The sequence below is a fragment of the Yoonia sp. BS5-3 genome (assembly GCF_038069655.2).
Classification (GTDB): domain Bacteria; phylum Pseudomonadota; class Alphaproteobacteria; order Rhodobacterales; family Rhodobacteraceae; genus Yoonia; species Yoonia phaeophyticola.
Window position 1 is genome coordinate 987,923 of record NZ_CP150951.2, and the last position, 13,579, is coordinate 1,001,501.

The window sequence follows — 13,579 nt, forward strand, 5'->3', positions numbered from 1 at the left end:
CCGAATTTTTTTTCTGACCACCGCCCGGCAGGACGATTACGGCGCAGTACCTGAAAGGAGAGAAGCATCCACGCAAGAATAGTGATTCTATTTCAAGTAGATGTGCCGCAGTTCAGAGGAAGTTCCCGCCATAAGAGAAACTGCCCGGAGAACATTTTCGGGCGCGAACGGAAAGAGCCCGGGGCAGATCCGTCATGCCGCAGGCATGCATGCCAAAGCTGGCGCAGTTTTGAGCAACGGGTGAAGGTTTCTATTCGTCTCAACGGCCTGCGTCACCTGACCGTAGAATATCCATAGCCGCACGGCCAGTCCGGTGCGCCGCCCCTTCGTAGCTGAAAACGTCCACTCGACTTTTTCTGTCCTGCACTCAGCCGCTGATGGTTTAGGATTAGTGGGTCCTGAGCCTTGGCGCTGTCAGCAACATGCGTTTTATATCCAAGCCGAATTGCATTGCCAGATCGACGAATATCGTCATGCAATCTGCGCGGACCATCCATGAGGCTATGAGCATCGCCTGCTCTCTTTCGCCTTCGGCAGCTGTCGCAACAAGTTGAACAAAACTGGCCTCGCCTGCGCTTATTCTGGGGTGACTGACGGGATGAGGCCGCGATAGTTGCCCGCCAGCCTCTAAAAAATCGCACCAAACAGTGATGACCCGTCTATCGTACCGACGGCCGGTTGAGGCGTCGTCCAAGACCCGCGCCCGACCAACTGGTCCTTGTGACCAAAGCCGAAGGTAAATGAGGGCGCATGCTTCCAAATCTGCCAACGCGTCCAAACGACCAACGTCCCTTGCTGGGTCATGCCGGACGATTGCGTTCATTTTGTCAGGATAAGTTTGCCAGACTTTGTGATCCGCAGGACGTAGGTCTGATCACCCAGAACGATATGCGCCTGACCGATTGCACCTGTCAGATCTTTGGCATCGTAGGTTGGTAGCGTCGGTGCGAGCGACGGTCTGTTCAAGGGAACTGAATGGATCGTCATCACGCGCCTGCCTTTGAAAGAGTTGCATTAAGGATTGCGATTCGAACTGTTTGCATGGCCATTTGCCTTTCATTGCGCATGATCGGGCTTCCATCGGCGCGGCGACAGTGGCTAGATTTCGCTGTTACATGATCTGCAACGCGGCCAAATGTCAATCTGAGTTTTTTAGTCAGGTATTAATTTTTGCGTTCACCGCGATGGGCGGCGACACGTAACGCTTATTCGACAGCGCGGATCAGTTTGCGTTCAAGCACCCGCAAAACCTGCCGTAAGTCGTTTCCGCGTTTCAGAATCTGCCCATCCATCCCGATCACGGCGTATTGGCCTTGGCGCAAACGCAACTTGGGGCGTTTCTCAATCCGGTAGAGCGGGTGTTCGGCCGTGCGACGAAACACGCTGAAGACTGCTGCGTCGCGCAGATGCGACAGACCATAGTCCCGCCATTCGCCCGCAGCCACCATGCGCCCATAAAGCCCGAGAATCACATTCAACTCTGTCCGATGAAAAGCGACTTGCTGCGGGGGTTGTGTCGGGGGAGGGGTATGTAACGTCATGGACGTAGGTTCTTCACAAAACACTTAAAAATCAAGCAGAGTTGTGCTGCCGCCTTTATTCGGCCACGAAATAAACACCGGGTCGCCGCAAGCATTGCCAACTCGGAACACAAGTCATCGCGATACTTAGTTCATAGCGAAAAGCTACCCCGATGTTACGGTCAATAGCCCCCACCCAGTTCGTGACATCGGGGACTTTTCGATAAAAGTTCCCCCTAACCACATTTGACCACAAACAGCCGAAATAGCGGGCCGCCATATCGACATTTATCCGCAGTAAATCCGGGTGATCGTTTCATCCGCACCGATCGCGAAGTTGATCCGCGCGGATCGGAAATCCATCGTGACGATATCCCCAGGCCGAATGACCCGAACCATGCCGAGGATCAGGGTTTTTTCCAATGCCGTCGCATCCTGACCGACCAATGCAGCATAATTGGTGGCGCCACAGCTGTCTTCGCCAGCATCCGGCAGTACCGGCGCGGCAGGCGTGCAGCCCATGACAAGCACAAAGCCCAGCGCCAAATATCCAAAGCTACGCATGGATCAGGTCCCGTAATAGGCCAGGAACACATCGACCGCGCCGTTGATCACGCGCTCTTTCTCTTCGGCCGAAAACTCATCCACGATATTGCAGACCATCTTTGGAAAAAGGGTCGCCTTGGCCAATTCGTGGAATTGATCGGCAGCCAGCTCAAAATCGTCGATTTTCAGATCACCACGCGCCACGCCTTCTTCGAAGAAGTCGATCAGCTTGGTCCGGACCAGAATCGGCCCACTATGGTAGAACTCGCGGCCCAATTCAGGGAAACGGTCACTTTCGCCAACACAAATCCGAAAGATCTGCTTTCCGAATTTCGAGGTAATGAACTCAACCATCTCGCTGGCAATATCATGCAGCACCTGACGGATCGGCGCTTCTACATCGATACTTGCGATGGCCAGATCTGCTTGACGCTGACATTCAGTTTTTGCCACTTGCATGAACAAGAATCGCTTGTCGGGGAAGTAGCTGTAGAGCGTTGCTTTGGAGACATTCGCCGCACGGGCGATATCATCCACGGATGCCCCTTCGAACCCATCGGCCATAAAAACCACGCGCGCCCCTTCGAGCACCTGATCATATTTCCGACCCTTCTTGGGTTCGATTGTGCCGTCGGGCATCGCTTTCTCCAGATTAGAGGCTTCATTATAAACCGCTCTGTTCAGTTCGGGCAAGGAGAATGCCACGAAAGGGCCGCTGCGTCAGCTGGGGCCCATCGCCATTTACTTGGTTGCCGTGTTGCAGCGTTCGGTCGGTTGCAACACATCATGGGTAGCACAGCCCTTTGATGTATCGGGTGCCGGTTGGGTTGGGAAAGTCAGTGTTGGCAGATGCACTTGAAACGAAAATGCAGATGCGGGGGCAGCAAAACTAGCGGTCAGGGTGAGTGCAAGGAGGACAGGTTTCATAGCAATTTCCTTTGATAGAGTGCGCTCAATGCAAACTATACCGTTTAGTTCATTATTCAATAAAAAAGTGAACTAAGCGGTATAGTTTTGCAATCCGTGGAAAGTCTGGCTTGTCGCAAGGCGTCTGGTAGCTACATCACGTCCCGGACCATTGTGGTCGCCGCACTGAACCCAAAGGCATGGCGCAATAGCCCCAGATGGTGGGTTCCCACCTCTTCAAAACCTTCGTGAAGATAAAGCGCTTTCGCCCGCGGATTAGTGTCGATCACGTCAAGCCGCACCTGGTGAAATCCGCGCCCCCGCGCCTCTTGATACACGGCCTCCAGCAGGGCGGTGCCTACCCCCCGCCCGCGTGCCTCGGGTGCGACGAAGATCCCGTCCATGACAAAACGGTCATTGTCGGTGTCCCGCTCGAGCGCGCCAAGCAACAGAATGCGAATACCGGCCCCGACCCAACCGTAAACCCTGCGCAAATCGGTGAAAGCCCCGCCCACAAGCGCCCCATGCGAGGTTTTGAAACCAGCCACGCCCAAAAGCCGACCATTTTCATCATGCGCACAAATCCCATGATCAGCCCGCAGAACAGACGTGATGAAAATCAGTGCCCGGTATTTTGGCCCGAGCACAAAACCCAGTTTTTCGCCAAATGCCTCCCAATAGAGCGCAGCCACTTCGCCCCTGTTCTTGTCCGGAATGCCAACTGTAATCTTCATGCTGCAAAACTACTGAAAGGGATGAAAGTGACAAGATCACCGGGTGCGATTGTTTGCGCGCCATCATTCAGCGCGATCAGTCCCGTTGCCCAGCTTAGCCCTGACACCCGCCCTGATCCTTCTGAGGCAAAGCGTTCTGCCACACCATTGTTGATCCGCGCCCGCAGATATTCGCGCCGCCCGGCCTTTTTGCTTTTTGTGAAACCTGCCGGAACTTGGAAACTTTGCGGTTCCTGCCAGGTGCCGCCGGCAAGCACACGTAACGCGGGCGCCGCAAAGATCATTGCGCAGACCATTGCCGCAACCGGGTTGCCCGGCAGCCCGAATACCGGCTTTTGCCCCCAAAACCCCAATGCCAGCGGCCGCCCCGGTTTCATCGCGATCCGCCACAGCGCAAGCGATCCGCTGTCTTTCAGCAGCGCTGACATATGATCTTCGTCCCCTGCCGACGCCCCACCCGAGGTCAGTATCACATCGCATCGCGCCGCCCCTTCGGTCAGGATTTGGCCGAGCCTTTCGCGGTCATCCGGCGCCTGCCCAAGATCGACGGCCTCATATCCCCAATCGCAGGCAAGCGCGTGCAACATCGGGCGGTTGGCATCATAAATCTGTCCGTCATCGATGGCGCTGCCGGGCGTGCGCAGCTCATCCCCCGTGGACAGGATACCGACCCGCAACCGCCGCCTGACCCGCAGCTGGCCGACACCGACCGCGGCCATCATCCCTAGATCCGCCGGGGTCAGTTTGCGTCCGGTCTCCAAAATCACCTGACCTTGGGTCATGTCCTCACCCGCTTTGCGGGCATTGGCACCTTTCTTTAGCGGCCCATGAAACCTGACCTCGTTTTGGGTGGCTGTGACATCCTCTTGCAGAACCACAGTATCGACACCCTTTGGCAGGTTTGCCCCGGTCAGAATACGCAAGGCGTGGCCTGCCGGAACATCGCCCGCATAAGGTGCGCCCGCCGCAGACCGCCCCTGAACCAACGGCAAGACCTGCACACCATCCGGGGCAGGCCCGGCAAAGCCATAGCCATCCACGGCAGCGTTTGCCGCTGGCGGATGGGCACGCGCCGCTGTCACGGGCGCCGCCAGATAGCGACCAGCAGCCTGATCAAGCGGGATCGTTTCATCGTTCACGACGACAGAAAGACGCGATTTCAGGTGGGTCAAAGCCTGATCCACCGGGGTCCAATGGGTGCCTTGCGGCATTGCAAAACAATCATTGCGCAATGGCGGCGGGCCGAGCACTGTTTCGGTCAAAAGCGACACATGATCCAAACCCAGGATCGACCCTTCGGGGTTGATTGGCACGTCCAGCATCGCGGTTAGCTGATCAGGCGTAAGCCGCGATAGCGTCTGCGCCAGCACAAAAACCTGATGGGCATCTTTGGGCAGGTCGGCAGGTTGAGTCGCCGCGATCACTTTGGCGATCAATGACGGCCAAATTTCGACAATTGCGATCGGTGCATTTTGCGCCTCAAAGGGCCAAACGCACAGATCTTTGCCAAACCGTTTGCGTAGCCGCGCCAAGCTGGGCAAACCCATAATGACCTGCGATCCCACAGCACCTGCCCCCGACAATTGCCACACGGGAAATGCACCCTTGGCCTGCAGCTCGGCCTGCCGTCTTTCGGCCATACCGTGACCGGCGCGGGCCGATCCTTTGCGTGGCAGATTGGCAATGTCACGTTTCAGCCCGTTGCCCCAAAAGGGACCGATACCGGGGAAAAGCCCGTTGATCTGCCCGGCCAGATCAAAGCGGTTATTGCCGTCGGGCGCGTCCTGCACATGGGCAGCAAACCAATCCCAGATCGCGAACGGGTCATCGCTGCCAGTTAGCACTTTGCCAAAACCCGCCGGATAGCCAAAAGCGAAGTCAAAACCGGCTAGAACGCGGCGCCCCGCTGCGCGCTCGGCATTGATGAAGTCGGTGATCCACGCCTCGGCCAGGGCCCTGTTTCGCAGATACACCGGAGCATCTGCCACGCCGTCGCGCGCCGCACAGACCCAAATTGCATCCGCTTTGGGCTTTGGCCCCCGGTCGTTTCCCCCCGACCAGTCCACCATCAAAAACGTGTCGAAGGTCAAAGCCCGACCTCGGCCAGAATGAAATCTGCAATTGCCTTGGTATCGTTCAGATCAAAAACCGGCCGGTCAATCGTGATCGGCGTGTCCGTCGCGACGGCGCGCACGGTTGGATCATCCTGCGCCAGCATAGGGTTGCCTGTCTCGGCCCGGTAAGCCTCGACCTTGGGATGATTGTCGCGTTTGTACCCTTCGACAAGCACCAGATCGACGGGGGCCAGCTGGGTCAGCAGATCGGCCAGCGGTGGTTCGTCCGTGTTGCGCAATTCGGTCATCAAAGCCCAGCGCGCGCGGGAAGCCAGCAGCACTTGATGCGCACCTGCTTCGCGGTGGCGGTGGCTGTCTTTGCCGGGTTGGTCGATATCGAAGTTGTGGTGGGCGTGTTTCAGGGTCGAGACGCTGAACCCCCGCCCGGTGATATCGGTTACCAGACGCTCCATCAGCCCGGTTTTCCCTGCGTTCTTAAAGCCGACAATACCGTAAATCCTCATATCATGGCCCGCGCTTTGGCCAGATCATCCGGCGTGTTGACGTTAAAAAAGGCGGCATCATCAGGGAACTGTGCCATGGCGCAACCGTGTTTGTCCGTCCAAAGGACCACTTTGCGCAGCCCGTCTTGCAAGGCCACCCGCAAGTCATCCCGGAGCGCCACGGGCCAAAGCCCGAATGTCGGGTGCCGTCCGTCAGGGGTGGCGGCAAGGGCGAAATCGGTGCCAGCTTGCTCTGCCGCGAGCATCAGCTGTGGCACCAGATCGCAAGGAAAAAACGGTGTGTCGGCGGCGGCGGTTACGATGTGGGTCGCGCCCTGTGTGGCGGCCCAATCCAGCCCGACCAACACGCCCGATAATGGGCCTGCAAAGCCCTCAATGCTGTCGGGGATCACTGGCAATCCAAGATCCGCGAACCGTGCGGCATCGCCATTGGCATTCAGTGCCAGCCCGGCCACCTGCGGCTCCAGCCGGTCGATCACATGGGACAGGATTGTGCTGTCGCCCAGCGTTAACATTCCCTTGTCGCCCCCGCCCATCCGGGTGGCCTGACCACCGGCCAATATGACGCCGACGGGTTGGGTCATGCGTTTACCCGTAAATCTTCGAGGTCAGTTCTGAACGCATCCGGTGTCTTGTCGCTAGGTAAGCCGTCGTTCGAGATGATGATTTGGTCAACGCCTCTTATGACCGCAGTTCCACGCTTCAGCGCGTAAATCTGGTCAATGCCGGCCCAATCCCAACTGCGCATTGCGCCTGATTGTTTCTCTACGATTCCATCCTTGCTGATCAGTATGCGAACACGGTTGCCATGGGCCGCTCTCCCGTGCCTGCGCAGCAAAATCTGTTTGTGGCCAGGTGCCAGAAAAAACTTGCACATTGCAAGGATTGTTAAGAGCACCGCGAAGACACCAAGAAAAAACGCAATCGCCCAGTCAACTGGCATGCCTGCCCTGAACAGAAAAAGAGCGACCAGGAAGACGATGGTCCATAGAGCGATCTCTCGCAGCCAGCCAAATCGTTTTTTACGCTTTGCGGTGGCCAACAGCTTCGGCCACATATCAATGACTTCTTTGTACAGGAGGTCATCGACCTCAAAGTTGAGTTCGAAAATTGGATCACTCATCCTATACCCTTCCGTCCACTCTTGCGCGGATCATCGGCGACGGTTGACGGATCGACATCTCTCACCAACCGCTCCTCGCCCGCCAGACACACAAACCGTTGCCCCTTCATCCGCCCGATCAAAGTCAGCCCAACCTGTTGGGCAATCTCGACCCCCCATGCGGTGAACCCGGACCGGGACGCCAGCACGGGGATGCCCATCAGCGCGGTTTTGATCACCATCTCAGAGGTCAATCGCCCGGTGGTATAAAGCGTCTTATCCGCCGCATCCACGCCTTCAGACAGCATCCAACCCGCGATTTTGTCGACAGCGTTGTGGCGGCCCACGTCCTCCATATAGACCAGCGGGCGGGCACCCTGGCAAAGCACGGTGCCATGGATCGCCCCGGCCTCAAGGTAGAGTGACGGGGTCCGGTTGATCCGGGCAGCCAGTGCATAGAGATCGGAGGTCTTGACCGGCATGGCCGGAAGGGTGACGCCTGCAAGCCCCTCCATCATATCGCCAAATACCGTGCCAACAGCGCAGCCGCTGGTGCGGGTCTTTTTCTTCAGTTTCTCTTCATATGTTGTCTGGGTGTCTGTCCGTACGACAACCGTGTCCAGCTCGTCATCATAGTCGACCCCGGTGATCACGTCGTCGGTGCGTAACATGCCTTGATTGCGCAAAAACCCCAGCGCCAGATATTCTGGATAATCCCCAATCGTCATGGCCGTGACGATTTCCTGACTGTTCAGAAAGATCGTCAGCGGGCGTTCTTCAACGACGTTGAGGTCGATTTTTTGCCCGTTCTGATCGGTTCCGGTGACCGCGCGTGTTAATCGTGGCGCGTCAGGATCAGGCGCAATCAGGTAGTCCGATATGTCATCGATACGCGCCAATTGTCATTCCCTTTCCGCACGGTTAAGCCTGTCACATCGGCCTCAAGCTAGGGCAAAGCCATGACAACTTCTACAGCGAAAAAGGCCGGGCTGTCCCCGGCCAAATCGGCCTTTTGGGCGGGCGTGCGGGACGGTGCACCCTTCATTTTGATGGCCGGGCCCTTTGCCACGCTTTTTGGTGTGGTCGCCACAGATGCAGGGCTGACGCTGGCGCAGGCCATGGGTTTTACCGTGCTGGTGATTGCCGGAGCCGCCCAGTTCGCAGCGGTGCAATTGATGGTCGAGAATGCGAGCATCGCCTTTGTCTTGCTGGCCGCGCTTGCGGTCAATTTGCGCATGGCGATGTATTCGGCATCATTGGTGCCCTATCTGGGGTCAGCGCCGCTATGGAAACGGGCCTGCATCGCCTATCTGAACTTTGATCAGACCTATATCACCTCGGTCGCCCGCTACGAGGCGCGGCCAGAGATGCCAGTCCCTGAACGGGTTGCCTATTTCTTTGGTGTGGCCACGCCGATCACGCCGCTCTGGTTTGGTATGACGCTGGTGGGCATTCTGGCGGGCAAGGCGATCCCCGAAGCTTGGGCGCTGGATTTCATTTTGCCCATCATGTTCCTGGCTATGGTGGCGCCAATGTTGAAATCGCTGGCCCATATCGCAGCGGCGGGCATGTCGATGATCGTGGCCTTGGCGCTAGTCGATCTGCCCGCAGGCACCGGGCTGTTGATCGCCGCAGGGGCCGCCATGGTGACCGGCGCATTGGTTGAGATCTGGATGGAAGGGCGCGCCAAATGAATTACAGCACCACCGAAATTTGGCTGATCATTCTCATCATGGGGATCGGGACTTTCCTGATCCGGTTCTCATTTTTGGGCATGATCGGCGACAGGCCGATGCCCAGCTTTGTCCTGCGTCTTTTGCGGTTCACACCTGTTGCCGTGCTGCCCGGCATGGTCGCGCCTTTGGTCCTTTGGCCTGCTGCAACAGATGGGCAGACCGATCCGGTGCGGCTGCTCGCTGCTGGGATGACAGTGCTTGTCAGTTTTTGGACCCGTAATGCGCTTTGGGGCATTCTAGCAGGTGCAGTGACTTTTTACGGCGCCATAGGCGTTATTGATCTGTTGCCAATGCTGCGTTGATTTCTGCAGCCGCCACCGATTTATCATCTGCGTCATCTTCGCGGTAGGTCCGGGTTTCAACGCCAGGGAGCTGCGCAAAATCAGCTTGGAGGTTGTTGGGGAACCACGTTTGCCCGATGCTTTCAAAGCCGGGCAATTGGCGCAGCAGACGCGATGTGGTGCGGGTGCAATTGGCCTGCGCAACGGGGCCAGCAACAAGCGCCAGGTTCAAGGCCTGCTCGGCAACCGCATCGGGCACCTGAATTGTCTGACCAACAACGTAATAGCTGACCCGGGCGTGGAAACTGACGTAATAGCGTTCAAGCGCGGGCGTGACACCAAACAGGACGTCATTCCGCTCGGGCATGCGTTCCTGTTTCCATGATCCCGCAGGGTCAAACATAACGCGCTGGCTGGCATTGATCAGCAATGCAGAATGGGCCCCGTTATCCGAGCCGGTATTCTTCATCGTGTAAAGGGTCAGATATTTTGGCCCCTCTTCACGGTAAATCGCCCGCGAGATCACATCATCAGGTGCCCAAACAGATTGCGCCGCACAGCCAGAAAGGGCCAGCGGCGCGCCGATCAAAAAGCTGCGTCTTTTCACAAGGATGTCCTTAAGCCGCGATCGCGGCCAGGAAGATCAGGAACACGATGATTGCAATCGTGCCTTTGGTGGTCATGTTCATGAAACCTTCAAAGGTTTTTTCCTGAACAGTGATATCCATTTCGCCGTGTTTATGTTCAGCCATGGCCAGGCTCCTTCGTCATTCTGGTTTGGGAATCGCATAGACGATAAACCGGTCTATGTCACCCATTCAGGTTGTCGCATCAGGGTCGCGGTCCAGCCCTTCGGCCAGACGAAAACCAATCCGCTTGGGTTCGGGTTGATCAATATGTTTCGGGCTGGCGATCAAGGTGACGTTTAGCTGACTGACATGCTGGATCAACTGGGTCTTCGCGCCGGCTTCGTTCACACCGTAATAGGTAATGATGTCCGGATCGTAAAAGCCCAATCCCTCGATCCGAATGACCCCGGCGTTGCTGCCGGCAAGGCCAAGCCCCACCTCATGATCATTGTCCAGCTGCTTTTCAAAATTCTGGATATACATGATGATCCGCTCATAGGCCCATTGCGCCGGGCTTTTCTGTGAAGCAGGCTCGGTCAGGGCGCTGGGCAGATCGCCGGATGAGGCGCATTGCATATCGGGATCTGTATGCACCTCTTTGATCTTGGGCAGAATATCATTTTCCATCAGTTCCGCCGAGGTATCGATACTCATCTTTGTTTTGCTCATTGGGGTCCTGCCATGATTTGCGTGTCCAACTCATAGCAACAGTTTGGCATAAGGCCGAGACAGAAATGCGTGATCGGCTTGCAAAGCGCCTTTGGGCCATGCACCCCATGCAAAACAGTCATGCGCCGGTTTTGCTTTCCTTTTTTGCGCCATTGCCATAGAATCAAATCAAGTCAAGGAGGTCTTGACCCACAAAACCATACGCTGCGGAGGTCGCGCGACATGAGTACCAGACACAGGCTGGCCGTCTTTATCGGCCGTTTCCAACCCTTTCATGCTGGTCACTTGGACGTTGTCCAAAATGCACTTTTGCAGGCTGATAGCATGTTGATGCTGGTGGGCAGCGCCTATCGGCCACGCAGTTGGAAAAACCCTTTCACTTATGCAGAACGTGCCGCCTTCATTCAGGCATCCATGGTGCAGCTGGGCAAACCCGTTGCCACGCTGCCCTTGGTGGATACGCTTTACAATGATCGTGCTTGGATCGTGAATGTACGCACTGCTGTCACATTGCATATGCGCCGCGCTGGTCTGAACCCCGACAAGACGGATGTCGTCCTGACCGGGTTCGAAAAGGATAAATCCTCGCGCTATCTTGGCTGGTTTCCGACCTGGGAAATGTTGCCTGCCGATCCGCATATGCATGAGGGTCAGATCGTCAACGCAACCGATCTGCGCCATGAGCTATTCTTCGGCCCGGGTGAGCAAACCGGCCGGATGGCACAGCGCTATGGGATGCAGCAGATCGCACCGGTTCTGGATTGGATGAAGAAACATCCCGATGCCGTGTCAACCGTGCGGGACGAAGGATCATTCGTGCTGGATTATCGCGAACGGACAGAGACCGCCGAAGGCGTCTTTGGCTATCCGATCCCGGTCAATACTGCCGATGCCATCGTGGTCCAATCGGGCCATATCCTGATGGTTGAACGCAAGATGCAACCCGGCAAAGGCCAATGGGCCTTGCCCGGTGGGCATATCGACCGGGGAGAACAGGCCATAGATGCCGCAATCCGTGAACTCTATGAAGAGGCCGGATTGGACATGCCAAAAGGCGCCATGCGGGGCCGATTGCGTGAACGGCGGGTTTTTGACCACCCTGAACGCTCTGAAAAGGGCTGGGTCCGGACCGAGGCTTTCGTGTTCGAACTACAGGACCGGGCCAAACTGGAGAAAATCAAATCCGGCAGTGATGCCGCATCCGCCCGTTGGGTGCCGATCACTGAAATCACACCGGACAACATATTCGAGGACCACTTCGATATCATCCAAGCGCTCGTGCCTGATGTACCCTTTGCGTATTCATCGATCCTGATGGCGCAAAGCTAACCAAACCCTGCGGGAGGTCCGCAGGGCATCACAACCGTCCATATCCGAGGAGGAACAGGACAATGAAAGACCAAGTCACCGGGGCTGCGGCCCTGTTCGAAAACCCTGTCGCTTTTGACAATCTGATTTTCGATACCGACAGCTATAAACTGTCTCACTTCAGCCAATATCCCGAAGGCACTGAATATGTGTCTTCTTATGTCGAACCGCGCCGCGCCTGGGGCGAGATTGATCAGGTATTGTTCTTTGGGCTGCAGATTGAACTGGCCAAACTCGCCGGTCAGGCCGTCACCCAGGCCATGCTGGACGAGGCTGTCCCGTTCCTGAAAGCGCACGGGTTCGATCTGTTCATCGAAGGCTGGCAATATATCATCGATCGTTATGACGGACGTTTGCCTGTCCTGATCGAAGCATTGCCGGAAGGCACATTGGCCCCTGTCTCGGTCCCGCAATTGCGGATCGAGAATACAGATCCCAATTGCTACTGGTTGGTCAGCTATCTTGAAACACGGCTTTTGCGGGCAATATGGTATGGCGCGACTGTCGCCAGCATGTCCCACTACGTGGTCGGCCGGATCCGCGAGCGGTTGATCCTGACTGATGGCACCGATGCCGGGGCCGAGTTCAAGCTGCACGATTTCGGCGCCCGCGGTGCATCGAGCAACGACACAGCCGGGATCGGGGGTGCGGCCCATCTGATCAATTCCATGGGAACCGATACAATTGCCGGGCTTGTCTATGCGCGCAATTTCTATGGGGCGGATATGGCTGGGTTTTCGATTCCCGCATCTGAGCACAGCACCATGACTGCTGCCGGTGAAGCGGGTGAGCTGAACCAGATGCGCCGGTTCCTTGCCGCCAATCCCGCTGGTATAATTGCCTGCGTCAGCGACAGCTATGATCTGATGCGCGCAGTCAAAGACTACTGGGGCGATGCCCTGCGCGATGATGTGCTTGCCCGCGATGGCGTGCTTGTGGTTCGTCCCGATAGCGGCGACCCTATTGAGATCGTCCCCGATGTGATCGAGGCCCTGATGGCCAAATTTGGTTATCACACCACTGATCAGGGGTTCCGGCTGTTGAATGACAAGGTCCGGGTGATCCAGGGCGATGGGGTCGACAAGGATTCCATCGTGGCCATCATGGATGCGATGATGGCCCGCGGTCAGGCCATCGGGAACATCGCGTTTGGCATGGGTGGCGGCCTGTTGCAAAAGGTGAACCGCGATTGCTTTGGCTATGCGATGAAAGCCTCAGCCATATTCTATGACGGCGCATGGCGCGATGTTTTCAAGGATCCTAAAACCGCGGGCGGAGCGAAAACATCGAAAAAAGGCAAGCAGGGCGCGATGCGCACCGATAGCGGCGGGTTTGTTGCACGGCCTGCGGCGAATATCCCGCTTGGGGCCGATGCATTGCAACCTGTGTTCCGGGATGGGGTTGTCTTGAAGCCACAACGCTTTGCCGAAATCAGAGCCCGGGCATGGCCTGATGCGCCCGGCTTCGGCGCATGAAAAAAACCGGCCCGCGCCCTCATGCGCGGGCTGGT

Annotated in this window: 18 protein-coding genes; 4 read left to right on the plus strand and 14 right to left on the minus strand. The window is 56.9% G+C overall.

Annotated features, from left to right (window positions below; translation table 11 throughout):
- Window positions 1-819: 819 nt before the first annotated feature.
- From hemP to AABB29_RS05100, 11 genes are all read right to left on the minus strand, one after another.
- Window positions 820-987: a hemin uptake protein HemP gene (hemP, locus tag AABB29_RS05050; RefSeq protein ID WP_341367977.1), complete on the minus strand. Its 168-nt coding sequence runs from the start codon at window positions 985-987 to the stop codon at window positions 820-822.
- 218 nt (window positions 988-1,205) lie between these two features.
- The gene (locus tag AABB29_RS05055) at window positions 1,206-1,541 is read right to left on the minus strand and encodes a DUF2794 domain-containing protein (RefSeq protein ID WP_341367976.1); all 336 of its coding nucleotides are present in this window, start codon (window positions 1,539-1,541) and stop codon (window positions 1,206-1,208) included.
- Window positions 1,542-1,808: 267 nt separating this feature from the next.
- Complete coding sequence (locus tag AABB29_RS05060) at window positions 1,809-2,084, minus strand: I78 family peptidase inhibitor (protein ID WP_341367975.1); 276 nt, start codon at window positions 2,082-2,084, stop codon at window positions 1,809-1,811.
- A gap of 3 nt (window positions 2,085-2,087) precedes the next feature.
- A complete protein-coding gene (locus tag AABB29_RS05065; protein WP_341367974.1) occupies window positions 2,088-2,705 on the minus strand; it encodes a TetR/AcrR family transcriptional regulator in 618 nt (205 codons plus the stop codon).
- 102 nt (window positions 2,706-2,807) lie between these two features.
- Window positions 2,808-2,993 (minus strand): hypothetical protein, encoded by a 186-nt coding sequence (locus tag AABB29_RS05070; protein WP_341367973.1) that lies wholly within the window; start codon window positions 2,991-2,993, stop codon window positions 2,808-2,810.
- Between the two features lie 131 nt (window positions 2,994-3,124).
- Window positions 3,125-3,706 (minus strand): GNAT family N-acetyltransferase, encoded by a 582-nt coding sequence (locus AABB29_RS05075; RefSeq protein WP_341367972.1) that lies wholly within the window; start codon window positions 3,704-3,706, stop codon window positions 3,125-3,127.
- Window positions 3,703-5,775 (minus strand): gephyrin-like molybdotransferase Glp, encoded by a 2,073-nt coding sequence (gene glp / locus AABB29_RS05080; protein WP_373636901.1) that lies wholly within the window; start codon window positions 5,773-5,775, stop codon window positions 3,703-3,705. The genes AABB29_RS05075 and glp overlap by 4 nt, the downstream gene beginning before the upstream one ends.
- 17 nt (window positions 5,776-5,792) lie before the next feature.
- A complete protein-coding gene (gene mobB, locus AABB29_RS05085; RefSeq protein WP_341367970.1) occupies window positions 5,793-6,284 on the minus strand; it encodes a molybdopterin-guanine dinucleotide biosynthesis protein B in 492 nt (163 codons plus the stop codon).
- Window positions 6,281-6,868, minus strand: a complete 588-nt coding sequence (gene mobA, locus AABB29_RS05090; protein ID WP_341367969.1) for a molybdenum cofactor guanylyltransferase MobA — start codon at window positions 6,866-6,868, stop codon at window positions 6,281-6,283. The genes mobB and mobA overlap by 4 nt, the downstream gene beginning before the upstream one ends.
- Window positions 6,865-7,407: a hypothetical protein gene (locus tag AABB29_RS05095; protein WP_341367968.1), complete on the minus strand. Its 543-nt coding sequence runs from the start codon at window positions 7,405-7,407 to the stop codon at window positions 6,865-6,867. Before AABB29_RS05095 ends, mobA begins: the two co-directional genes overlap by 4 nt.
- Entirely contained in the window at window positions 7,404-8,285 is an 882-nt protein-coding gene (locus AABB29_RS05100) for a formate dehydrogenase accessory sulfurtransferase FdhD (RefSeq protein WP_373636806.1), read from the minus strand. Before AABB29_RS05100 ends, AABB29_RS05095 begins: the two co-directional genes overlap by 4 nt.
- A 60-nt stretch (window positions 8,286-8,345) precedes the next feature.
- Between AABB29_RS05100 and AABB29_RS05105 the strand changes: the two genes are divergently transcribed.
- Together AABB29_RS05105 and AABB29_RS05110 are read left to right on the plus strand one after the other, a co-directional pair.
- The gene (locus AABB29_RS05105; protein ID WP_341367967.1) at window positions 8,346-9,080 is read left to right on the plus strand and encodes an AzlC family ABC transporter permease; all 735 of its coding nucleotides are present in this window, start codon (window positions 8,346-8,348) and stop codon (window positions 9,078-9,080) included.
- The gene (locus AABB29_RS05110; protein WP_341367966.1) at window positions 9,077-9,424 is read left to right on the plus strand and encodes an AzlD domain-containing protein; all 348 of its coding nucleotides are present in this window, start codon (window positions 9,077-9,079) and stop codon (window positions 9,422-9,424) included. The genes AABB29_RS05105 and AABB29_RS05110 overlap by 4 nt, the downstream gene beginning before the upstream one ends.
- Here the strand turns inward: AABB29_RS05110 and AABB29_RS05115 are convergent.
- The 3 genes from AABB29_RS05115 to AABB29_RS05125 form a co-directional block, all read right to left on the minus strand.
- Window positions 9,396-10,010, minus strand: coding sequence for a hypothetical protein (locus AABB29_RS05115; RefSeq protein ID WP_341367965.1), 615 nt, complete (start codon window positions 10,008-10,010; stop codon window positions 9,396-9,398). The two genes, AABB29_RS05110 and AABB29_RS05115, sit on opposite strands and share 29 nt — an antisense overlap.
- 10 nt (window positions 10,011-10,020) lie before the next feature.
- On the minus strand, window positions 10,021-10,155 hold the full coding sequence (locus AABB29_RS05120) for an aa3-type cytochrome c oxidase subunit IV (RefSeq protein ID WP_341367964.1): 135 nt from the start codon (window positions 10,153-10,155) through the stop codon (window positions 10,021-10,023).
- Window positions 10,156-10,221: 66 nt separating this feature from the next.
- Window positions 10,222-10,701, minus strand: a complete 480-nt coding sequence (locus tag AABB29_RS05125) for a DUF6173 family protein (RefSeq protein ID WP_341367963.1) — start codon at window positions 10,699-10,701, stop codon at window positions 10,222-10,224.
- 222 nt (window positions 10,702-10,923) lie between these two features.
- Between AABB29_RS05125 and AABB29_RS05130 the strand changes: the two genes are divergently transcribed.
- Window positions 10,924-12,030, plus strand: a complete 1,107-nt coding sequence (locus tag AABB29_RS05130; RefSeq protein WP_341367962.1) for an NUDIX domain-containing protein — start codon at window positions 10,924-10,926, stop codon at window positions 12,028-12,030.
- 62 nt (window positions 12,031-12,092) lie between these two features.
- Window positions 12,093-13,544 carry a nicotinate phosphoribosyltransferase gene (locus tag AABB29_RS05135; RefSeq protein ID WP_341367961.1) on the plus strand — a complete coding sequence of 484 codons (1,452 nt, stop codon included), beginning with the start codon at window positions 12,093-12,095 and terminating at the stop codon, window positions 13,542-13,544.
- Window positions 13,545-13,579 lie beyond the last annotated feature (35 nt).